We start from the raw sequence: 22,724 nt of genomic DNA on the forward strand, positions 1-22,724 counted from the left end.
TGCCAGCCAAGTGTGATGTCCTCAGCGCAACGCCGGTTGTGACTGCTGCACGGCCGCCTTCATGGCGCCCGCGCCCATGGCGGCGCCAAACTTTTTGAGCACGCGCTCCGGCAAGCCTTCATGTTGCGTGTAGTCGACGATGTCTTCCGCCTTGACGACGTCGCGCGCCACGCTGTCGACCGTGCCGAAATCGTCGGCCAGGCCCATTTCCACGGCTTTCGCCCCCGTCCAGTACAGGCCCGAGAAGGTATCGGCCGTTTCCTTCAGGCGCTTGCCCCGTCCCGCCCGCACCACCTCGATGAATTGCTGGTGGATTTCATTGAGCATGCCTTGCGCATACGCCTTGTGCTTTTCCGTCAGGGGGCTGAACGGGTCCATGAAGCCCTTGTTCTCGCCCGCCGTCAGCAGGCGGCGCTCGACGCCCACCTTTTCCATCACGCCCGTAAAGCCGAAGCCATCCATCAGCACGCCGATCGAGCCGACCACGCTGGCCTTGTTGACGTAGATGCGGTCGGCGGCGGCCGCGATGTAATAGCCGCCCGAGGCACACATTTCATCGACCACCACATACAAGGGCTTGTCCGGATAGCCCTTGCGCAAGCGCTGCATCTCGTCGACGATCATGCCGGCCTGCACGGGACTGCCGCCCGGACTATTAATATGCAGCACCACGGCCACCGAGCCGCTATCGGAAAACGCCTTGTCCAGCGCGGGAATGACGACGGCGGCCGAACCGCTGCCTTCGGACTCGATGGCGCCGCTGATGTCGATCAGGGCCGTGTGGCGGCCCAGGGTTTCGCTGTCGTCGGCCGTGTTGTAGTCATAAAACACCCACAGCGCGAACAGCACGATCAGCAGCCCGAAGACCTTGAAAAAGATGCTCCAGCGGCGGTGCGCGCGCTGCTCTTGCAACGTGGCAAATACCAGCTTTTCCAGCACGTCGCGCTCCCAGTTGCCCGCAGGGGCGCCGTGGCCGGCGGCTGGCGCGCTGCTGTCCAGCTTGTCATTCGTGTTTTCGCTCATGGTTCACTTTGTTTAAATTGCAATAATGCCTGCACGGGGCTTCAGGCCGGCAGCGGCTGGACATACTCGTCGGGCTGCCAGTACAGCTGCCCGTCGCGCTCGGTCACGTGTATCGGACGCAAGCGGCCGCCCTTGCACGGGCCGCCAGCACACAAGCCGCTCTCCGGCACATAGATGGCGCCATGCGTCGAACACATCAGGTACAAGCCGCTGGACTCGAAAAACTCGCCTTCGGCCCAGTCCAGTTCGATCGGTACGTGGGCACAGCGGTTCAGGTAGCCATACGCCTTGCCGCCGTGGCGCACGACAAAGCCCGTGGTCGTTTCGCCGCCGGCCGCGACGGGAAAGCGCACGCCCTTGCCGCCATCGGCCACGGCGCCTGCCGCACAAATCAACACTTCCGTCACATCAGTCATCATGCGTGCTCGCTCAGCCATTGGTGCAGGTCGGCCACCGTGGCGGCCGAATACAGGGGGTGGCAAGCTTGCAACTGCGCCACCGGATGCGCACCATACTCTACGGCAATACCGGCCGCACCCGCATTGCTTGCCATCAACAAATCATGGCTGGTGTCGCCGATCATCACGGTACGGCGCATATCCTGCCCCAGTTCGCGCGTCAGTTCCTGCAGCATGGCCGGATGGGGCTTGGAAAACGTTTCATCGGCGCAGCGCGTCGCATCGAACAGCGACAGCAGCTTGACGGCATTCAAGGAGCGGTTCAGGCCGACACGGCTCTTGCCCGTGGCGACGGCGAGAAAGTACGCTTGCTGCGAGAGTTCCAGCAGCATCTCGTGTACGCCGGGAAACAGGGTCAGCTCATGGTCGCGCGACAGATAGTGATAGCGGTAGCGCTCGGCCATGCGCGCATGGTATTTCGGCTCCACGTCGGGCATCACCAGCTGCATCGCTTCCTGCAAACCCAGGCCGATCACATGCGAGGCCAGCAACTCGGTGGGAATGGGCAAGCCCAGGTCTTTGGCCGATGCCTGGATGCACTTGACGATGGTCGAGGTACTGTCTATCAGGGTACCGTCCCAATCGAAGACGATCAGATCAAATTGCTTTCTTGCCATGTTTCCCGACGGCATAGCCGCCGGCTCCTTGAGAATGAATGATGGCGACTGACTACCTTGTGAGTAGTGTCGCGCGCACGCGGTAGATCGTTAAGTAACTCCCAATTATCGTGCGGCAACGGCCAATGGTTTGCCCAAGCTTACCAAGAAACGCTCGCATTCGGCAGCCAGCGGCGCGTTCAGGGTCATCGTCTTGCCCGTTTCAGGGTGTGTAAACGTGATCTGGTGCGCGTGCAGGAACATGCGCTTCAGGGCGCCGCGCGTGCTGTCGGCTTTCAACAGGGCACGGTTGAGGGCAAAGTCGCCATATTTATCGTCGCCGGCGATGGGGAAACCGGACGACGACAGGTGCACGCGGATCTGGTGCGTGCGTCCCGTCTTCAATTCCGCTTCCAGCAAGGCGAAGTTGTGATATTTATGCAACAGTGAAAACACCGTGTGCGACGCCAGGCCATCGGCCTGCACGGCCACCCGGCGCTCGCCTTCGGCCGTCGTATATTTATGCAGCGGCAACTTGATATGCTGGCGCGCATTCTTCCAGTCGCCGGCCACCAGCACCAGGTAGCGCTTGTCGGTAAGGCCGTCGCGCATCTGCTCGTGCAGGTTGGTCAGCGCCGTGCGTTTCTTTGCCAGCAACAGCAAGCCGGACGTGTCGCGGTCCAGGCGGTGCACCAGTTCCAGGAACTTGGCGTCGGGGCGCGAGGCGCGCAATTGCTCGATCACGCCGAACGATACGCCCGAGCCGCCATGCACGGCCACGCCGGCCGGCTTGTCGATGACGAGCAGCTGCGCATCTTCGAAGATGATCTTGAATTCGGCGGCCGGCGCGCCCGTGGGCGCCTTTTCGGCCACGCGCACGGGTGGAATGCGCACCACGTCGCCGGCGGCGAGGCGGTACAGCTGATCGATACGGCCTTTATTCACGCGCACCTCTCCCGATCGCAAGATCCGGTAGATGTGGCTTTTAGGCACTCCCTTGCACACTCTTAATAAGTAGTTGTCGATGCGCTGGCCTGCTTCTTCCTCGGCGATCGTTACGAATTGGGCTTGCGGCTGAACCGGGGGTGTTGAAGGGGGAACAACATCATTTTGACTCTTCATTTACTATGTCTTCCCAGAAATCTCTCTAAGTCCTTCATTTTGAATATATAATTGTTTTTGCTGCGGCCCTGGCTGCTGCGAGTGTAAGAATAAAAGCACATTTTACACAGGGGCGTCTCCACCGGCCTCGCCAAATTGCAAATTCGGTGGAAAAAAATGTATATGCACCATCCCTGCGCGAATCAAGGTTGCACCGTAGTTGTAATCGGATAACGCGTGGAGATGCTGAAGTGAGTGTGGGATTATAAGGATAAGTACCCGTTAGCGCGACTTATCGAGTCGGGCTCGCGGGTTGATGAAGTTGATAACGCTTGCCGTTTTCGCCAAACCCGTATGCGGTCACCTGAGGTTGTCGATGAATAGGCTGAGGCCAAGCCTCGCCATCGCGATCCCTGTAATGAGCCGGCTTACGATTTGGCTCTGAATTTGCTGACCACTTGCATTCTCTGCCCCCGATGCAGTTCATTCTCATCCGGGCTGTTACAGATGAGTTGCAAGTGTCCCGTGCACTCGGCATGACGATTGACCTCACCGCGCCTGTTGCGGCCGTAACGTATACCTCGTACGCGTTGTTGCTCCGCACGCCTGGGCATTTCCCCCGCCAGCACTCCCGTTCTCGCATATATCCCTGTACTTCGCCGCTTCCCCGGAAGCGGCTTTGAGATGGCCTACGGGTCGCGGAGTTATAAAAATGAAACGCATGTTGTTTAATGCCACGCAGCAAGAAGAACTGCGCGTAGCGATTGTCGACGGACAAAAACTGATCGACATCGATATCGAGACAGCCGGGCGCGAACAGCGCAAATCCAACATCTACAAGGGCGTGATCACGCGCATCGAGCCATCGCTCGAAGCGTGCTTCGTCAGCTATGGCGAAGACCGCCACGGCTTCCTGCCTTTCAAGGAAGTTGCCCGCACGTATTTCCGCGAAGGCGTCGACGTCCGTAACGCCTCCGTCAAGGAAGCGCTGCGCGAAGGCCAGGAAATCATGGTGCAAGTGGAAAAGGAAGAGCGCGGCAACAAGGGCGCCGCCCTGACCTCGTTCGTCTCGCTGGCCGGCCGTTACCTGGTATTGATGCCGAACAACCCGCGTGGCGGTGGCGTATCGCGCCGCGTGGAAGGGGAAGAGCGCCAGGAATTGCGCGAAACCATGGATAAACTGGACTTGCCTGCTGGCATGTCCGTGATCGCCCGCACCGCCGGCATCGGCCGCAACGTCGATGAACTGCAGTGGGACTTGAATTACCTGATGCAACTGTGGCGCGCCATCGAAGGCGCCGGCAAGTCGGCCAACGGCGCGTTCCTGATCTACCAGGAATCGTCGCTCGTCATCCGCGCCATCCGCGACTACTTCCAGCCCGACATCGGCGAGATCCTGATCGACACCGACGAGATCTACGACCAGGCGCACCAGTTCATGAGCCACGTGATGCCCGACATGGTGCACCGCGTAAAGCGCTACAGCGACGACGTGCCGCTGTTCTCGCGCTTCCAGATCGAACATCAAATTGAAACGGCCTACAGCCGCACCGTGCCGCTGCCATCGGGCGGCGCCATCGTCATCGACCACACGGAAGCACTGGTCTCCGTCGACGTCAACTCGGCCCGCGCCACGCGCGGCTCGGACATCGAGACGACCGCCTTCAACACCAACTGCGAAGCGGCCGAAGAAGTGGCCCGCCAGCTGCGTTTGCGCGATTTGGGCGGCTTGATCGTCATCGACTTCATCGACATGGAAGTGGCGAAAAATCAACGCGAAGTGGAACAGCGCCTCAAGGATGCGCTGCACCATGACCGTGCCCGTGTACAAATGGGCAAGATTTCCCGCTTCGGCCTGATGGAACTGTCGCGCCAGCGCCTGCGCCCTTCGCTGTCCGAAGGCTCGCACGTGACGTGCCCGCGCTGCTCCGGCACCGGCCACATCCGCGACACGGAATCGTCCGCCCTGCAGGTGCTGCGCATCATCCAGGAAGAGGCGATGAAGGAAAACTCGGCCACCATCCACGTGCAGGTGCCCGTGGACGTGGGCGCCTTCCTGCTGAACGAAAAGCGCGGCGAAGTGCTGAAGATCGAGAACCGTCACCGCATCGCCGTGATCCTGATCCCGAACAAGCATCTGGAAACGCCGCACTACAAGCTCGAACGCATCAAGCACGACGATCCGCGTCTGGAAGACAGCCAGGCCAGCTACAACCTGGCCGAAAGCGCTGAAACCGATATGGCGTACAGCAAGCGTCAGAAGGAAGAAGCCAAGCCGCGCCAGGAAGCCGTCGTCAAGACGATCACCCCTGACCAGCCGGCACCGCTGGTCGAGCGCAAGCCCGTCGAAGCAAAACCGGCCCCGGTGGCCGCGCCTGCCGCGCCGCAAGGCCTGATCGCCAAGATCATCAGCTTCTTCACCGGCGCCCCGGCACCGGTGGCGCCAGCACCCGCCCCTGTCGCACCGGCCAAGCCGGCCGGCACGGACCGTGGCGACCGCAACAGCCGTGGCCCGCGTGGCCGTGGTCGTAACGGCAAGCCTGGCCGCGAAGAGCGCGAACCTGGCCAGGGCCGCCCAGCCCAGGACGACGCGGCGAAAGAAGCGGAAGCACTGGAAAAGGCGGCCCGTCCGCCACGCCCGCCGCGTCCGCCACGCGAACCGCGCGAAGCGCGCGAGAACGGCGATACGGCAGCGGCACCACGCGAACGGGGCGAGCGTCCTGAGCGCGCGGAACGTCCGGAACGCGCAGAGCGCCCGGAACGCGCCGAGCGTCCGCCACGCCAGCCACGCGAAGGCCGCGAACCACGCGCCGACAAGGCTGTTGTTGCTGAAGTGAAAGCTGAAGAACTGGCCCTGGTTGGCGCCAGCGCCAGCGCGGTGAATGTCGTCGTGGCGTCGAACGGCCCGGACGCTGATGCAGCACCAACGAGCTTGCTGAAAGCGCCGGCAAATGCCGGCCCTGAAGGCGAAGAGACGGAAACCGACGTGGAAGGCGAAGAACCGCGCCGCCGCCGCCGTCGTGGTGGCCGCAACCGCAACCGCCGCGACCGCGAAACGGGCGAGCTGATCGAATCGGCAAACGGCGAAAACGAAGGCCAGGACACGCCAGTGATCAGCTTTACGGTCGCTCCTGCGCCGGAAGCCGCAACGGATGCTGCGCCGGTCGCCGTCGTGGCTGCCGCCGCGGTCGTCGCCGTCGCTGCGCCGGTGGAAGCTGCCGTCGTGGAAGTGGCCGAAGTGGTGGAAGTGGTAGAAGTGGCCAAGGTGGTGGACATCGCCAAGGTCGAAGAAGCCGCTCCTGCCGCTGAAGCCGCGCCAGTTGCTGCACCGGTCGTAGCGCAAGCCCCTGTCGAAGTGGCTGCAGCGCAAGCTGAACCAGCCGCTGCCGAGCCAGCGCCAGCTGCCGAGTACAGCTTTGCCGAGAAAGCGGAAGCTGCACCGGCGCCAGCGCCTGCTCCAGCGGAAGTCATCGTCGAAGCGGCACCGGTCGAGGAAACGGTTGCTGTCGTGGAAACCGTCGTCGTGGCTGAAGAAGTTCCAGCAGCAGCGCCAGTCGCCGAAGCGGCGCCGGCCGTGGCGCAAGCCGCACCGGTAGTTGCCGAAGCTGCACCTGCACCTGCTCCTGCTCCTGCGCCTGTCGCTGCTCCAGCTTCCGCACCGGCTCCATCGCCGGTGCCTGCGCCGCTGGACCTGGACGCAGTGCTCGGTTCGGCCGGCCTGACCCTGGCTGCCACCGATCCGGAAAAACTGCGCCTGGCGCAGGAAGCGGCCGCCAAGGCAGTCGCTCCCGTGCGCAAGCCGCGCGAACGCAAGCCATTGCCGCCGCAATCGGATGAGCCGTTGATCCAGGTCAACACGCAACGTCCATAAGCGCGCCGGGTTCGCCCAGCCGCCAATGATGAAAGGGGGAGCTCAGGCTTCCCCTTTTTTACGTCCCCACCTTTGCCAGCCAGCCGCCATGCACGAGAACGCCAACCTTCCCCCTCCCGCCCCCGTCAGCCTGCGCAGCGCCTTCTGGTACTGGCTCAAGCTGGGCTGCGTCAGCTTTGGCGGCCCGGCCGGCCAGATCGCCATGATGCATGCGGAACTGGTGGAAAAGCGGCGCTGGATTTCGGAGCAGCGTTTCCTGCACGCCCTCAATTACTGCATGCTGCTGCCGGGGCCGGAAGCGACCCAGCTGGCCATCTACATCGGCTGGCTGATGCACCGCACGCGCGGCGCCCTGGTGGCGGGCCTGCTGTTTTTGCTGCCCTCGCTGCTGGTGCTGATCGCCCTGTCATGGCTCTACATGGCGTATGGCAACGTGGGCGCCATCGCCGGCATCCTGTACGGCATCAAGCCGGCCGTCGTCGCCATCGTGCTGGCGGCCGCCTGGCGCCTGGGCCGGCGCACCTTGCGCAGTCCCAGCCTGATCGCCATCGCGGCGGCGGCATTTGTCGCCATCGCCGCGCTACGGCTGCCATTTCCGCTGATCGTGCTCGCCGCCGCCCTGCTGGGCATGGCGGGCGGCCGCTGGCTGCCGGGCCATTTTCATGCCAGCGGTACCTCGCATGGCGGTGCGGCCCGCTACGGCGCCGCCCTGATCGATGACGACACGCCCACGCCGGACCACGCGCGCTTCCGCTGGCCGCGCCTGCTTGGCACGGCCGCCGTGGGCCTAGGGCTGGCCTTCTTCGCCTGGCTGGGCCTGGCGCTGGCGAGCGGGGCGGACCAGCCGCTGGCGCAGATGGGCGTGTTTTTCAGCAAGGCCGCCCTGCTCACGTTCGGCGGCGCGTACGCCGTGCTGCCCTATCTGGTGCAGGGCGCCGCCGACCACTACCACTGGATCACGAGCGCACAGATGATGGATGGCCTGGCCCTGGGCGAAACGACGCCCGGCCCCCTGATCATGATCGTCGCCTTCATCGGTTTCGTCGGCGGCTGGAGCCATGCCGTGACGGGAGAACAGCTGTGGCTGGCGGGCATATGCGGCGCGTTCGTCGCCAGTTGGTTTACTTTCCTGCCCTCGTTTATCTTCATTTTGGCCGGTGCGCCCCTGGTGGAAGCGTCGCGCGGCAATTTGCGCCTGAGCGCGCCGTTGACGGCCATCTCGGCGGCCGTGGTGGGCGTCATCGCCAGCCTGGCCCTGTTCTTTGGCCGCCATGTGTTCTGGCAAGCAAATCCGCTGCCCCACTGGGATTGGCTGGCGATGATCATCGCGCTGGCAGCCGGCGTGGCGCTGATCAGGTTTCAAGTGGGAACCATCAAATTGCTGCTGGTCTGCGCCGCCATCGGCCTGTCGCGTGCCTGGCTGGCTTGAACACGGAAGCGTCGCGCCAGACAATCATCGCATCCCGCCGGCATCACCAGAATCTCCACCAACAAGCGCGGAGGATATTATTTCCTTATTATTAATAATCAGGATTTGATGCAGGTTAATTTAATTGGCGGCATATATATACCATTAATAAATAGAATATTTATTTCAGCAATTTAGTATCTCTCCATTCTCACGCCAGCAACCAGACCTGGACCCGGCAGGCATGGCGCCACGCTCTGCGCGGCTGCGCCCGACCTGCGAGCACAGCCGCACCGTGATCGATTTGTCATCCCCCCGACATATCATTCTCAAATAAATAAATGTGGCATATATGCAACAAATGAAAAATTGATTATTTGAATGAGTGCGACGTCATATACTTACTCGAAAGCAAATTACTGTTTCACCGTCATTAACCCGGCAGTTTCCTCGAGAATATCCATTAATGCGCGCTCAACAATTACATCATCCCATGCCCACTTCCGCGATCAGGACACTCATGCTCGGCTGCGCCAGCTTATGGCTGCTGAGCGCTTGCTCGACACTCGACGTCGGCACGGCCAAGCTTTCCACGGCAGAGGTCCGCGCCACGCTGCAGGACGACAAGGCGGCCCTGGCGCGCGACGTGGAGGCGCTGAACGGCCCCCTGACCCTCGATGGCGCCATCGCCCGCGCCATCAAATACAACGCCGAACGCCGCTACAAGGCCATGGAGGAAGCCGTTGCCATGGGCACCTTCGAGGCAGGGCAGTTCGACATGCTGCCCAAGCTGATCGCCTCGGCCGGCTACCGCGACCGCAACAATGACCTGATCACGCGCAGCGTCGATTCCGTCACGGGCGCGCCGTCGCTGGCCAATCCCTACATCTCGTCCAGCCGCCAGGTGCTGAGCACGGAACTGGGCATTTCCTGGAGCCTGCTCGATTTCGGCCAGAGCTACTACGCGGCGCGGCAGAATGCGGACCGCGTGATGATCGCCGGCGAGCGCCGCCGCAAGGCCCTGCACAACCTGATACTCGACGTGCGCACCGCCTACTGGCGCGTGGTGGCGGCGCAGAAGCTGGTGCCCCTGCTGCGCAGCACCATCGCCGAATCGGAAGCGGCCCTGAAGGATGCGCGCACGGCGGAGAGCGACCGCATCCGTTCGCCACTGGAACCGTTGCGCTACCAGCGCCAGCTGCTGGAAAACCTGCGCCTGCTGGAAACCATCGAACAGGAACTGTCGACGGCGCGCGTGGAACTGGCGGCCCTGACCGCCCTGCCGCTGAGCAGCGGCTATAGCGTGGTCGAAGCGGGCGGCGACGTCAATACGGCCTGGCTGAACCAGCCGATCGAAAAAATGGAAGAAGTGGCGCTGCTGCGCAATCCCGACCTGCGCGAAGGCATCTACAACGCCCGCATCGCCCAGCAGGAAACCCGGCGCACCATGCTCAAGCTGTTCCCCGGCCTGTCATTCAACTATGGCGTCAAGCACAGCAACGACGATTACCTGATCCACCAGAACTGGAACGAGGCCGGTGCGCAGATCTCGTTCAACCTGCTGGGCCTGTTATCGGCGCCGGCGCAGATGCGCCTGGCCGACGCGGGCGTGAGCCTGGCCAACCAGCGCCGCATGGCCATGCAGATGGCTGTGCTGAGCCAGCTTCATATTGCTCGTCAGCAATACGCCAACACGGCCCGCCAGTATGAGCGCGCCGACGCCATCGCCGAAGTGGACGGGCGTATCGCCCAGCACATCGCCAACCAGGCCGAGGCGCAGAAACAGTCGGCGCTGGACCGCATTTCGCAGCAAAGCACGGCCGTCCTGTCGCAGCTGCGCCGCTACCAGGCACTGTCGAACGCGCAGGCCGCCGCATCGCGCCTGCAAGCGACCCTGGGCATGGAACCGGTGGTCAACGGCTCGTCCGACATGCCGCTGGCCGAACTGACGGCGGCCGTCGCGCAATCGCTGCAGACCTGGAACCAGGCACAGCTGCCATCACCTGAGGACCGTCCATGAAGTTGGTCGCACCCGCAATACGCATGACCCTGGCCGGCGCGCTGGCCCTGACCTTGCAGCACACCGCGCTGGCCGCCGCGCCGCAGCCGGCCAGCGCCGGCGCCACGCTGGAAACGCGGGAAATCCGCGCCCAGCTGGCGCCGCGCCGCTACACCACCCTGGCCGCCGAGATCGGCGCCAAGATCAACCGCCTGCCGCTGCCGGAAGGCGCGGCCTTCAAGCAGGGACAGTTGCTGGTGCAGTTCGACTGCGTGCTGCAGCAGGCGCAGCTGGCCAAGGCGGAAGCGGCGCGGATGGCGGCCGAGACCAACTGGCAGGGCAACCAGAAACTCGCCGACCTCAATTCCGTGGGCAAGGTCGAACTCGACATTTCCAGGGCCGAAGCGCTCAAGGCGCAGGCCGAAGTGGCCGCCAACCGGGCATTGCTGGGCAAATGCCAGATCGTCGCGCCGTTCGCCGGCCGCATCGCCGAGCAGAAGGCGCGCGAACAGCAGTACGTGCAGCCGGGCCAGGCCCTGCTGGAAATTCTGGACGACAGCACCCTGGTGCTGGAATTCATCATTCCATCTCGCTGGATGAGCTGGGTGCGCAACGGCACGCCCTTCCAGGTCAGCATCGACGAAACGGGCAAGAGCTATCCGGCCAAGGTGCAGCGCATTGGCGCCCGCGTCGACCCCGTCAGCCAGTCCGTCAAGCTGAGCGCCGTCATCGACGGGCGCTTCGGCGAACTGGTGGCCGGCATGAGCGGCAAGGTGCTGATGCAGCCGCCGGCAAAATGATTTTTTCACCCTGCTTAGACCAAAAGGAGAGCCCATGAAATCTCGTCCGCACCGCGTCGCCCGCTGCCTGACGCTCGCTGCCGTCGCCGCAGCCGCAGCCAGCTGGAGCACAGCCAGCTATGCCTGCCCCGCCGAACCCTATGTTTCCAGCATCTGCGTGATGGCCTGGACCCGCAATGACCTGTACGGCTACTTGCCGGCCAACGGCCAGTCCCTCAACGTCAACCAGAATGCCGCGCTGTACTCGCTGCTGGGCACGACCTATGGCGGCAGCGGCAACACCACCTTCAACCTGCCGGACCTGCGCGGCCGCACCGTGATCGGTGCCGGCACCGTCGACGCCAACACCAGCTACACGGTGGGCCAGAAGGTAGGCACCGTCAGCGCCACCCTGACCATGGCCAATCTGCCGGCCCATGCGCATACCTTGCCGGCGGTCGACTTGAGCAAGGTCAGCGGCTCGGTCAACCTGGCTCAGACGACCGGCACGCCCACCACCATTTCGATGGCGCCCGTCACCTACACCGCCAATACCAGTGCGCTGACACTGACGCTGAAAGCCAGCAGCGCCGCGGGTGCGTCGGCCACGCCGCTGGCCGGCGGCGTGCCGGGAGCGGTAAATACCCCGGTGGCGAAGCTGTATAACACCAGCGCACCCGACGTGGTCATGGGCGGCGGCTCCCTGGGCGGCAGCATTACCGTCACCTCCGCCGGCTCGCCTGCCATTACGCTGGCCGGTACCGCCCCGGTGACGCTGAACGGCTCCCTGCCGGCAGCCGTCAGCGGCCCTGCAGGCACGGGCGCCGCGTTCAGCATCATGCAGCCGTCCATGGCCATGTATTACTACATCGCCTCCGTCGGCATCTACCCGCAGTCGAACTGACGGACCTCGCCACCTAACCTTGTGTTGCGCGGCCGCCTCCGAGCGGAGCGGCCGCCGAAATCATCATGCAGCCATACCGCCTCTTTCAAGTCTTGCTGTCCCTGACGCTGCTGGCGGCGCCGGGCGCGCGCGCCGGGCGGCCGGCCGACCATGCCCTGCCGCTGCAAGCCGCATATGCCTTGCTGGCCAAGGGCGACTATGCCAACGCCTACCCGGCCTTCCTGCGCCACGCGGAGAACAATCCCCTCGCCCAGTTCACCCTGGCCCAGTTCCACCAGAATGGCTGGGGCCGGCCAGCCGACCCCGACGCCGCCTGCGCGTGGTTCGGCAAGGCCGCCCAGGGCAAGATACCGACGGCCCTGCATTTCGCCGGCGACTGCCTGATGCGCACTCCGGACGCGCCAGGCAATGCCGCCGCCGCGCTGACCAGCTACCTGGCCGCCGCCGCGAACGGCCACCTCATTTCACTGTGCTCGGCCAGCGAATTCTATGTCCGCGGCCGCTACGTCGCCCGGGACGTGCCGCACGGCCTGGCGCTGTGCGCCCAGGCGGCGCAGGCCGGTTCGCCGCCGGCCATGCTGAAACTGGCCAATTACCTGCGCAACGACCGCGACGTGCCGCACGACGCGGCCATGGCGCGCCACTGGTACCGCATGGCGGCGGAACGCCAGGTCGACGAGGCGCGCTACCAGCTGGCCATCATGCAAGCGCAGGGAGAAGGCGGCGAAGCCGAGGGCGAGGCGGCGCTGCTTGCCCTGGAAGAACTGGCGAGCAAGGGCTACGTCCCCGCCTACCTGCCCACGGCGACGCTGTACGCCCATCTGCCGCCCGACGCCGATACGGGCGCGCCCGGCGCCGCCAACCTGGCCAAGACCTATCTGTGGGCCAGCGCCGCCCGCAGCCGCCTGAGCGACCCCGCCCTGCAAGACCAGGCGCGGCAGCTGCAAGACCAGGTGCTGGCCATCATGCCGCCCGAATGGCGGCCGGCGCTCGACCGCAAGATCGACGCCCACCTCGCCCAATTCGCCGCCCCGGGCACGCCGCTCAAGCGCGCCCGTCACGTATCACCAGGAGCCTGACATGAACCATCCCCTCTTCCCTGCCGCGGCAACGACTTCCGTACGCCGTCCGCTGCGCCGCGCCTCGCAACTGCTGCCGCTGGAGCAGCGCTTCATGTTCGACGGCGCCGTAGCCGACGCCGCCCACGCGGCGCAGGCGCACGAAAGCGCGCCGCCGCTGCCGCCAGCCGTCACGGTGCGCGCGGCCGAGCCGGCCAAGGACCAGGGCAAGAAGGAAGTGGTGCTGATCGACACCTCGGTGGCCAACTACAAGAGCCTGGAGGCGGGCGTGCGCGCCGGCGTCGGCATCGTCGAATTCGACGGCAGCCGTGACGGCCTGGCGCAGATCGCGCAATGGGCGGCCAGCCAGAGCGGAATCGACGCGATCCACATCCTGTCGCATGGATCCGAAGGCACCATCAATCTCGGCACCGCGCGCCTGACCGATGCCTCCCTGTCGTCGGCTGCCGTCCAATCGGAACTGGCGCAGCTGGGCCAGGCCCTGAGCGCCGACGGCGACTTGCTGCTGTATGGCTGCGATGTCGCCGCCGGCGGCCATAACGCGCTGATCGCAGACCTGGCGCGCATCACGGGCGCCGATGTCGCGGCGTCGCGCGACGCCACCGGCGCGGCAGCCATCGGCGGCAACTGGACGCTCGAAGCGCATGCCGGCAAGATCGACACCAAAGCGCTGGACATCGCCGACTACCAGGGCCTGCTCACACAGGTCAGCTTCTCCGGCAGCGACGCCGACTACAGCTCGACCACCGTGGTCAAACAGGTTAACGGCCAAAACGTCACGTTTTACGGCGGCGCCAGCGCCGGCGGCCTGGGCATTGACGGCACCTATGGCACCGACGGGCTGTATGCCTACCAGGGGCCCACCAATGAAGTCAGGCTGACGGTCACCATCGCTTCCGGCTACACCTTCGACATCAGCTCGTTCGATGTCGGCGTCCTGACCGGCTCGCTGACGATCAACTTAACGTATGGCAACAACACCACAGACACGCTCACCGTGAACTCGCTGGCCAACGGCTGGCAGACCCTGCTCAATTCCGGCCTGAGCAAACCGATCAACGACGTCAAGCAGGTGGTGTTCAGTTCCGGCGATTTCGGTCTGTTCCAGAATTTCGACATCACCGACGTCAAGGCTATTTCGCACCCGCCCACGGTCACGGTCAGCAGCGCCAGCCTGTCGGACGACACCGGCACCAGCGGCAGCGACTTCATCACCAAGACCGCCGCGCAAATCATCAGCGGCACGCTGTCGACCACGCTGAGCACGGGCGAAAAGGTCCAGGTGTCATATGACAACGGCAGCAGCTGGAGCGACGCGACCACCTACACGATCGGCTCCAGCAGCTGGAGCACCGTCACCACGCTGGCCGGCAGCAGCACCTTCCAGGCCCGGGTCACCAACGCCGACGGCTCCAGCACCGCCTACACGCACAGCTACACGCTCGACACCACGGCGCCGACCACGTCCTTCACCGGCATCTCCTTGTCGGACGACACCGGCATCAACAGTACCGACTTCATCACCAAGACGCCAGGCCAGACCATCACCGCCACGCTCAGCGGCGCGCCGGCCGGCACCGACGTGGTCTGGGGGTCGCTGGACGGCGGCAGCAGCTGGACCAACATCACGAGCAAGGTGTCCGGCACCACGCTGACCTGGAACGGCGCCACCCTGGGCGCAGGCAGCAACGCCATCATGTTCAAGGTGACCGACGCGGCGGGCAACGACAGTTCGCTGAGCTTCCAGAACTACACGCTCGATACCACCGCGCCCACCACCAGCGTGGCCACGGTCAGCTTTTCGGCCGATACCGGCACGTCGCCGACCGACTTCATCACCAAAACGGCGGCGCAGACCATCAGCGGCACCCTGTCGGCCAACCTGGCCAGCGGCGAGAGCGTGCTCGTCTCGCTCGACAACGGCACCACCTGGGCCGCCGCCAGCGCCACCGTGGGCCAGAACACCTGGTCGCTGGCCCGCACGCTCAGCGCCAGCAGCACGCTGAAGGTCAAGGTCAGCGACACGGCCGGCAACGACGGCGCCGTGCTGTCGCAAGCCTATACCTTCGACACCGGTTCGCCGACGATCACCTTCAACGGCCTGGCGCTGTCGGCCGACACGGGCTCCAGCGCCAGCGACTTCATCACCAAGATCGCGGCGCAGACCATCGGCGCCACCCTGAGCACCACCTTGGCCGCCGGCGACATCGTCTACGGCTCGCTGGACAACGGCGGCAGCTGGACCGACATCACCAGCAAGGTCAGCGGCACGAGCCTGAGCTGGAACGGCGTCACCTTGGCCGGCAGCGACACGCTGCAGCTGAAGGTCGTCGACGCCGCCGGCAACACCGGCAGCGTCAAGACCCAGGCCTACATGTTCGATACCAGCACGCCGGCCACGCCCGGCACACCGGTGCTGGCCACGGCCAGCGACACCGGCGTGCAGAACAACGACAGCATCACCAGCGACACCACGCCGACGCTGAGCGGCACGGCCGAGAACGGCAGCACCGTCACCGTGTTCGACGGCGCCACGCTGCTGGGCACCGTCACCGCCGGCGCCGGCGGCTGGACGCTGACCACCGGCGCGCTGGCCCAAGGCTCCCACATCATCACGGTCGTGTCCACCGACACCGCCGGCAACGCCTCGGCCGCCTCGGCCGCGCTGACGATCGCGGTCGACACCACCGCCCCGGCCGTCGCCACGGTGGCGGTGCCGGCCAACGGCACCTACTACAGCGGCGGCGCGCTGGACTTCACGGTCAACTTCGACGAGGCCGTCCTTGTCGACACCACCGGCGGCACGCCGCGCATCGCCCTCGTGGTCGGCGCCACTACCCGCTACGCCGACTACGTGTCCGGCTCCGGCACCAGCGCGCTGCTGTTCCGCTACACCGTGCCCAGCGGCGACATCGACGCCAACGGCATCACGGTCGGCGCACTGTCGACCCACGGCGGCACGCTGCGCGACACGGCAGGCAACGACGCCGTGGTCACGCTCAACAGCGTCGGCAGCACGGCCGGCGTCAATGTCGACGGCAGCAACCCCAGCGTCACCGGCGTCGGCGCCAGCACCGCCGACGGCGCCTACGGCGCCGGCCAGACCATCACCATCACGGTCGACTTCTCCACCGCGGTCAACGTCGACACCACGGGCGGCACGCCGACCCTGGCGCTCGACGGCGGCGGCCAGGCCACCTATGCCGGCGGCTCGGGCACCAGCACGCTGACGTTCAGCTACACGGTCGGCGCCGGCCAGAACAGCGCCGATCTCGACTACAGCTCGAGCGCCGCGCTGGTGCTCAACGGCGCCACCATCGTCGATGCCGGCGGCGCCAACCAGCCGGCCGACGTCACGCTGGCCACGCCGGGCACGGCCGGCTCGCTGGGCGCCAACAAGGACCTCGTCATCGACTCCGCCGCGCCGACCAACACCGTGGCCAACGCCACCTTCTCGGCCGACACCGGCACTTCCGGCACCGACTTCATCACCAAGACCGCGGCCCAGACCATCAGCGGCACGCTGGCGGCCAACCTGGCGGCCGGCGAGAACGTCTACGTCTCGCTCGACAACGGCGGCAGCTGGAACCTGGCCACGGCCAGCACCGGCACCAACACCTGGTCGCTGGCCGGCCAGACGCTGTCGGGCAGCGGTACCCTGAAAGTGCGCGTCACCGACGCCGCCGGCAACAACGGCACCGCCTACGCGCAAGCCTATGTGCTCGACACCATGGCGCCGACCGCCAGCTTCAGCGGCATCGCGCTGTCGGCCGACACCGGCGCCAGCAGCACCGACCTGATCACCAACACCGCGGCGCAAACCATCAGCGCCACCCTCAGCGGCGCGCCGGCCGCCGGCGACATCGTCTACGGCTCGCTCGACAACGGCGCCACCTGGACCGACATCACCAGCAAGGTGTCCGGCACGACGCTGACCTGGACCGGCGTCACCCTGGCCGCCAGCGACACCTTGAAGCTGCGCGTCACCGACGCGGCCGGCAACAATGGCGCTGCCACCAGCACGGCCTACGTGCTCGACACAAGCGCCCCCGCCACCAGCGTGGCTGGCATCGCCTTGTCCGCCGACAGCGGCGCCTCGTCCAGCGATTTCATCACCAACGTGGCGGCGCAAACCGTCAGCGGCACCCTGTCAGCCAACCTGGCCAGCGGCGAGCGCGTGCTCGTCTCGCTCGACAACGGCGCCACCTGGGCCACCGCCGCCGCCACCATCGGCCAGAACACCTGGTCGCTGGCCGGCCAGACCCTGACCTCCAGCAACACCCTGCTGGTCAAGGTGGCCGATACGGCCGGCAACGACAGCGTCACGGCGAGCCAGGCGTATATCTATGACACGGCAGCTGGCGTGCCCACCGTGGCCACCTTGGCGACGATGAGCACCACGCCCGTGCTGAGCGGCTCGGCGACGCTGTCGGCGGGCGAAACCATGACCGTCTCCGTCGGCGGCGCCACCTATGCCGTCGTTCCCGCGGCGGGCGCCTGGAGCCTGGACCTGGCCACCGCCGTACCGCTCAGCGGCACGCTGACGCTGGCCCTGAACCAGCGCTACGAGGTGGTGGCGAGCGTCACCGACCTGGCCGGCAACGTCGCCAGCGACAGCAGCAATGGCGAACTCACCATCGGCACGCTCCTGACCCCGCCCACGACCGGCGTCACCGGCACCACGCTGTCGGCCGACACGGGCGCCAGCGACAGCGACTTCATCACCAACGTGGCCGCGCAAACGATCAGCGGCACGCTGTCCGCGCCGCTGGCCGCCGGCCAGCGCGTCGAAGTCTCGCTCGACGGCGGCGCCAGCTGGCGCAGCGCGGCGGCTACCGGCGGCGCGACGGCGTGGTCGATCAATGTCACGCTGGGCGGCAGCGGCACCCTCATGGCGCGCGTCAGCAACGACGCCGGCAACGGTCCCGCCTTCTCGCAAGCGTATGTGCTCGACACCGTCGCCCCCGTCGCCACGGCCACCTCGGCCACGCTATCGGGCGAGAATGTGCTTGGCGGCAACCTCTCGGCGCCGCTGGCGGCGGGCGAATCGGTACTCGTCTCGCGCGATGGCGGCGCCAGCTGGCAGGTGGCTGGCGTGGCCGGCAACAGCTGGTCGCTGGCCGGCGTCGTCGCCGGCCAGGTGCAAGTGGTGGTGCGCGATACGGCCGGCAACAACGGCGCCATCCTGACGGCGCAAGTGAGCGTACCGGTGACGCCGCCCGTCGTGGTGCCGCCCGTGGTGGTGCCGCCCGTGCGCGTGCTGCCGGAAGCCCCCGCGCCGGCGGACAAGGTTGCCGAAAAGGCCCCCGCCAGCGCTGCCGCCGGAGCCCTTCCCGGCGTGCTGGCGCCGGACACGCTGGCGCTGTTCAGCCCGAGCAGCGGCGCCAACGGCGGCCGTGCGGCCGACGTTGCCAGGAACCCGCTGGCCCCCGTCAGCATCGCCGCGCTGACCAATCCCGCCATGCTGCTGACGGCCTTCACGCCGACCGGCTTGCCGGAACTGCCGTCGCGCAGCGATGCGCTGCTCTCGCAGGTGCCGATCGGCGACAAGGCGTTCAACAGCGGCGAACGCATCGCGGTGCAACTGGCGCCCGACACCTTCGTGCAGTCCGGCGGCGGCACGCCGTTCCAGCTCAGCGCGCAGCAGACCGACGGCAGGCCCCTGCCTGCCTGGCTCAGGTTCGACAGCCGCGCGGCGCGCTTCGAGGGAACGGCGCCGCCGGGCTTCGAAGGCACGCTGCACTTCACGGTCACGGCGCGCGACGCCCAGGGACGCGTCGCCGTGCAAACCTTCAAGATCGTCATCACCAGGGATGGCCAGGTCATCAAGACCTCGGCGCGCGACGCCGGCCCGGCCGACCCCGTGGGACGTCCCGGCCTGAGCGCGCAACTGGGCGCCGTGCACGGCGCGGGCGCCGAGCGCCTGGCGGCGTTGTCGCGTAGCGCGGCGGCGGCGAAAGCGCATGCATGAACGACGCGGTGGCATTTGATCCCCTGCTGACCTTGCTCGAACTGGCCCAGCGCGCACGCGCCGCGGCCAGCGCCAATGAACTGGCTTTCCTGCTGGTGAACGACAGCCGCGCGCTGGCGCCGTACCGCCAGGCGGCGCTGTGGTTCGACGCCGGCGGCGTGCACACCCTGTCCGGCGTGGTGGAAGTGGAAGCCAACGCCCCGTATGCCCAGTGGCTCGGGCAGCTGTGCCGGGCGCTGGCAGAGCGCCATGCGGACGCCGCGCCGCTGGCCGTCGAGGCCGCGCAACTGCCGCCCGCCATCGCCGCCGCCTGGGACGAATGGCTGCCCGTGGCCGTCACCTGGGTGCCGCTGCGCGCCACGGGCCGCGCCGGCGGGCAGGCGGGCCTGCTGCTGGCCGGCGACGCGCCGTTGCAGCCCGGGCAGCTGGCCCTGCTCACCGAATGGGCCGATATCTGGCAGCATGCGTGGCGCGCCAGGCAAGGTCCGGCGCGCTGGTCGCCGGCGGCGCTGCCGGCGCGGCTGCGCCTGTGGTGGCAGGGCGATGGACAAGGCCAGCGCTGGCGCCGCCGGCTGGGCGCCGCGCTGGCAGTGCTGGCGGTGCTGCTGTTTCCCGTGCGCCTGACGGTACTGGCGCCGGGCGAGCTGGTGGCGGCCAATCCGGCCACCATCCGCGCGCCCCTCGATGGCGTGATCGCCGAATTTTCCGTGCGCCCGAATCAGGTCGTGCGCGCCGGCCAGCCCCTGTTCTCGTTCGACCAGGCGCCCATCGGCAGCCGCCTCGACGTCGCGCGCGAAGGGCTGGCCACGGCGCAGGCCGAGTACCGGCAGACGGCGCAGATGATACTCAACGACCCGCGCGCCAAGACGCAGCTGGCCGCGCTGCTGGGCAAGATCGCCGAGAAGCAGGCGCAGGCAGCGTTCCTGGAGGGCCAGGCGCAGCGCTCGCGCGTGCTGGCGCCGCATGCCGGTATCGCCCTGTTCGACGACCCGTCGGAATGGATAGGCCGGCCCGTGCAGACGGGAGAACGCATCATGCAGGTGGCGGCCGCCGACGACGTGGAGATCGAAGCGTGGGTGCCGATCGGCGACGCCATTCCGCTGGCCGAGCGGGCCCCGCTCAAGCTGTACCTGGCCGCCGCGCCGCTGACGCCGCTCGAAGCGTATGTGCGCTACATGAGCCACCGCGCCACCGCGCGCCCCGACGGCAGCTATGCCTACCGCGTGCGCGCCAGGCTGGACGGCGCCACCGGCCAGCGCATCGGCCTGAAGGGCACGGCCAAGCTGGGCGGCGAACGCGTGCCGCTGCTCTACTGGATACTGCGACGGCCGCTGGCCAGCATCCGCCAGTTCATCGCCCTGTAGAACGGAACCGCATGCACGCCTTACCCTTGCTGCGCCAGGAGCTGTCCATCCATGCCGGTCCACGCCTGCCCGACGGCCAGCCCAGCTGGACCTTGCACGACCCCGTGCGCAACCTGTTCTTCCAGCTCGACTGGCCCAGCTTCGAGATGCTGCGCCGCTGGGAGGACAACGACGCCCAGGCCCTCATCGACGACATCAACCAGAGCACCACCCTGCAACTCGACGGCGGCGCCATCGAGCGCCTGCTCGACTTCCTGCGCGAGCAGCAGCTGCTGCAGCCGCGCCGGGGCAGCGCGGCGGCGATGGCGGCCACGCGCCAGCGCCAGCGCGGCAGCTGGCAGCAATGGCTGCTGCATAACTACCTGTTTTTCCGCATCCCGCTGGTGCGTCCGGACCGCTGGCTGGACTGGCTCGCGCCGCGCCTCGGGTGGCTGTTTTCGCCCGCCTTCCGCTGGCTGACGCTGGCCGCCGGCCTGCTGGGAGTGGCCGGCGCCTACCGCGACTGGGAACGCTTTTCTGCCACCCTGCTCGACACGCTGAGCTGGCATGGTGCCCTGCTGTACGGCGCCGCCATCACCTTCGCCAAAGTCTGCCATGAGATGGGCCACGCGCTGACGGCCAAGCGCTACGGCTGCCGCGTGCCGACCATGGGCCTGGCCTTCCTGGTGATGTGGCCCGTGGCGTACACGGACACCAACGAAGTGTGGAAGCTGGCGCGCCGCGAGCAGCGCCTGGCTGTGGCGGGCGCCGGCATCATGACGGAACTGATGATCGCCGCCTGGGCCACGCTGGCCTGGACCTGGCTGCCCGATGGCGGCCCCAAGCAGGTCGCCTTCCTGCTTTCGACCACCACCTGGATCACCACCGTGGCCATCAATGCCAGTCCCTTCATGCGCTTTGACGGCTACTTCCTGCTGTCCGATTACCTGGGCCTGCCCAACCTGCACAGCCGCGCATTCGCGCTGGCCCGCTGGGACTTGCGCGAACGCCTGTTCGCGCTGAACGAGCCGGCGCCGGAATCGTTTCCGCCGCGCCGGCGCGCCGGCCTGATCCTGTTCGCCTGGGTCGTATGGATCTACCGGCTGGTGCTGTTTCTGGGCATCGCCGCACTCGTGTACCACTTCTTCATCAAGGCCGTCGGCATCCTGCTGTTCCTCGTCGAGATCTGCTGGTTTGTCGCGCTGCCGCTGTGGCGCGAACTGCAGGTGTGGCGCTCGCGCCGCGAAGCCCTGCGGCACAGCCGCCGCGCCTGGCGCAGCGCCGGCCTGGCCGCGCTGCTGCCGCTGCTGCTGATGCTGCCGTGGCCGGACCGGGTGCTGACCTCCGGCGTGCTGCAGCCGCAGGCGCGCCTGGCGCTGTACGCGCCCGCGCACGCGGCGCTTGAAGCGCTGCCGGTGGCCAATGGCCAGCGCGTCGCCGCCGGCCAGCCCCTGCTGCGCCTGTCATCGCCCGAACTGGCGCTGCGCGAAGGCGAGACGGGCGCGCGCCAGGACTTGCTGGCATGGCAATCGGCGGCGGCGGGCCTGGACGCCGCCAGCCGCAAGGACTGGCAAGTGCTGAACGACCAGCTGGCCTACGCCAGCGCCGAGCATGCGACGGTGGGCGCGGACTTGCAGCGCTACCGGCCGCTGGCGCCGTTCGCGGGCGTGCTGGTCGACGTCGATCCCGACCTGCGGCCCGGTGAATGGCTCAAAGGGCAGGAATATCTGGGTTCGCTGGTGGGCGCCGGGCGCTGGCAGGTGGTGGCCTACGTCGACCAGGATGCCGTACGGCGCATCGCGCGCGGCGACCGTGCCCTGTTCCTCGCCGACGGCCTGGCCGGCCCCTCCCTGCGCCTGACCGTGGCCAGCATCGACCGCGATGCCAGCCGCACCCTGAACGAGCCGGAACTGGCGGCGCTGTTCGGCGGCGACGTGCTGGTGCGCGAAAAGAACGGCGTGCTGTATCCCGAACAGGCCGTGTACCGGGTGCTGCTCGATGCGGACGCCGAACTGCCGGCCAGCAGCCCTGCCTGGCGCGGCAGGGTCGCCATCGCCGGGGAATGGGAAGCGCCGGCATGGCGTTTCCTGCGCGCGGCCGCGGGCGTGGCGCGCCGCGAAGCGGGTTTCTAGCCGGCCGCCGACGACCGCGCCCCGATCGTGGTATGGTTAGCGAATCAGGCGGCCCTTATG

Annotated in this window: 13 protein-coding genes; 9 read left to right on the forward strand and 4 right to left on the reverse strand. The window is 66.8% G+C overall.

Translation table 11 applies throughout. From position 1 onward, the window contains the following. Nucleotides 1-21: 21 nt before the first annotated feature. The 4 genes from D9M09_RS20635 to D9M09_RS20650 all read right to left on the reverse strand — a co-directional run bounded on the left by D9M09_RS20635 (nucleotide 22) and on the right by D9M09_RS20650 (nucleotide 3,199). Nucleotides 22-1,023: a S49 family peptidase gene (locus D9M09_RS20635; RefSeq protein WP_070220183.1), complete on the reverse strand. Its 1,002-nt coding sequence runs from the start codon at nucleotides 1,021-1,023 to the stop codon at nucleotides 22-24. Nucleotides 1,024-1,064: 41 nt separating this feature from the next. Beyond that, nucleotides 1,065-1,442 carry a Rieske (2Fe-2S) protein gene (locus D9M09_RS20640; RefSeq protein ID WP_205602276.1) on the reverse strand — a complete coding sequence of 126 codons (378 nt, stop codon included), beginning with the start codon at nucleotides 1,440-1,442 and terminating at the stop codon, nucleotides 1,065-1,067. After that, the gene (locus D9M09_RS20645; RefSeq protein ID WP_070289164.1) at nucleotides 1,439-2,098 is read right to left on the reverse strand and encodes an HAD-IA family hydrolase; all 660 of its coding nucleotides are present in this window, start codon (nucleotides 2,096-2,098) and stop codon (nucleotides 1,439-1,441) included. The genes D9M09_RS20640 and D9M09_RS20645 overlap by 4 nt, the downstream gene beginning before the upstream one ends. Nucleotides 2,099-2,203: 105 nt before the next feature. Further along, nucleotides 2,204-3,199, reverse strand: coding sequence for an RluA family pseudouridine synthase (locus tag D9M09_RS20650; protein ID WP_070220186.1), 996 nt, complete (start codon nucleotides 3,197-3,199; stop codon nucleotides 2,204-2,206). A 691-nt stretch (nucleotides 3,200-3,890) separates the two neighbouring features. Here D9M09_RS20650 and D9M09_RS20655 point away from each other — a divergent pair. The 9 genes from D9M09_RS20655 to D9M09_RS20695 all read left to right on the forward strand — a co-directional run bounded on the left by D9M09_RS20655 (nucleotide 3,891) and on the right by D9M09_RS20695 (nucleotide 22,664). After that, complete coding sequence (locus tag D9M09_RS20655) at nucleotides 3,891-7,049, forward strand: Rne/Rng family ribonuclease (RefSeq protein WP_121670257.1); 3,159 nt, start codon at nucleotides 3,891-3,893, stop codon at nucleotides 7,047-7,049. 88 nt (nucleotides 7,050-7,137) lie between these two features. Then, nucleotides 7,138-8,478, forward strand: coding sequence for a chromate efflux transporter (gene chrA, locus D9M09_RS20660; protein ID WP_121670258.1), 1,341 nt, complete (start codon nucleotides 7,138-7,140; stop codon nucleotides 8,476-8,478). Nucleotides 8,479-8,977: 499 nt separating this feature from the next. Next, nucleotides 8,978-10,477 carry a TolC family protein gene (locus D9M09_RS20665; protein WP_070220192.1) on the forward strand — a complete coding sequence of 500 codons (1,500 nt, stop codon included), beginning with the start codon at nucleotides 8,978-8,980 and terminating at the stop codon, nucleotides 10,475-10,477. Next, nucleotides 10,474-11,256, forward strand: coding sequence for an efflux RND transporter periplasmic adaptor subunit (locus D9M09_RS20670; RefSeq protein ID WP_227742020.1), 783 nt, complete (start codon nucleotides 10,474-10,476; stop codon nucleotides 11,254-11,256). The genes D9M09_RS20665 and D9M09_RS20670 overlap by 4 nt, the downstream gene beginning before the upstream one ends. Nucleotides 11,257-11,290: 34 nt before the next feature. After that, nucleotides 11,291-12,139, forward strand: coding sequence for a phage tail protein (locus tag D9M09_RS20675; protein WP_070220194.1), 849 nt, complete (start codon nucleotides 11,291-11,293; stop codon nucleotides 12,137-12,139). A 65-nt stretch (nucleotides 12,140-12,204) separates the two neighbouring features. After that, nucleotides 12,205-13,218: a tetratricopeptide repeat protein gene (locus tag D9M09_RS20680; RefSeq protein ID WP_121670259.1), complete on the forward strand. Its 1,014-nt coding sequence runs from the start codon at nucleotides 12,205-12,207 to the stop codon at nucleotides 13,216-13,218. Nucleotide 13,219: 1 nt separating this feature from the next. Continuing rightward, nucleotides 13,220-19,189: an Ig-like domain-containing protein gene (locus D9M09_RS29995; RefSeq protein ID WP_121670260.1), complete on the forward strand. Its 5,970-nt coding sequence runs from the start codon at nucleotides 13,220-13,222 to the stop codon at nucleotides 19,187-19,189. Next, entirely contained in the window at nucleotides 19,186-20,553 is a 1,368-nt protein-coding gene (locus tag D9M09_RS20690) for an efflux RND transporter periplasmic adaptor subunit (RefSeq protein WP_070289116.1), read from the forward strand. The genes D9M09_RS29995 and D9M09_RS20690 overlap by 4 nt, the downstream gene beginning before the upstream one ends. 11 nt (nucleotides 20,554-20,564) lie before the next feature. Next, nucleotides 20,565-22,664 carry an HlyD family efflux transporter periplasmic adaptor subunit gene (locus D9M09_RS20695; protein WP_205602277.1) on the forward strand — a complete coding sequence of 700 codons (2,100 nt, stop codon included), beginning with the start codon at nucleotides 20,565-20,567 and terminating at the stop codon, nucleotides 22,662-22,664. The last annotated feature ends 60 nt before the right edge of the window (nucleotides 22,665-22,724 follow it).

Source organism: Janthinobacterium agaricidamnosum (genome assembly GCF_003667705.1).
GTDB lineage: Bacteria > Pseudomonadota > Gammaproteobacteria > Burkholderiales > Burkholderiaceae_D > Janthinobacterium.

Coding starts and splice junctions, on each gene's coding strand:
- chrA (WP_121670258.1), top strand. CDS start 7,138: ATGCACGAGAACGCCAACCTTCCCCCTCCCGCCCCCGTCAGCCTGCGC.
- D9M09_RS20695 (WP_205602277.1), top strand. CDS start 20,565: ATGCACGCCTTACCCTTGCTGCGCCAGGAGCTGTCCATCCATGCCGGT.
- D9M09_RS20645 (WP_070289164.1), bottom strand. CDS start 2,098: ATGGCAAGAAAGCAATTTGATCTGATCGTCTTCGATTGGGACGGTACC.
- D9M09_RS20690 (WP_070289116.1), top strand. CDS start 19,186: ATGAACGACGCGGTGGCATTTGATCCCCTGCTGACCTTGCTCGAACTG.
- D9M09_RS20650 (WP_070220186.1), bottom strand. CDS start 3,199: ATGAAGAGTCAAAATGATGTTGTTCCCCCTTCAACACCCCCGGTTCAG.
- D9M09_RS20635 (WP_070220183.1), bottom strand. CDS start 1,023: ATGAGCGAAAACACGAATGACAAGCTGGACAGCAGCGCGCCAGCCGCC.
- D9M09_RS29995 (WP_121670260.1), top strand. CDS start 13,220: ATGAACCATCCCCTCTTCCCTGCCGCGGCAACGACTTCCGTACGCCGT.
- D9M09_RS20680 (WP_121670259.1), top strand. CDS start 12,205: ATGCAGCCATACCGCCTCTTTCAAGTCTTGCTGTCCCTGACGCTGCTG.
- D9M09_RS20640 (WP_205602276.1), bottom strand. CDS start 1,442: ATGATGACTGATGTGACGGAAGTGTTGATTTGTGCGGCAGGCGCCGTG.
- D9M09_RS20670 (WP_227742020.1), top strand. CDS start 10,474: ATGAAGTTGGTCGCACCCGCAATACGCATGACCCTGGCCGGCGCGCTG.
- D9M09_RS20655 (WP_121670257.1), top strand. CDS start 3,891: ATGAAACGCATGTTGTTTAATGCCACGCAGCAAGAAGAACTGCGCGTA.
- D9M09_RS20675 (WP_070220194.1), top strand. CDS start 11,291: ATGAAATCTCGTCCGCACCGCGTCGCCCGCTGCCTGACGCTCGCTGCC.
- D9M09_RS20665 (WP_070220192.1), top strand. CDS start 8,978: ATGCTCGGCTGCGCCAGCTTATGGCTGCTGAGCGCTTGCTCGACACTC.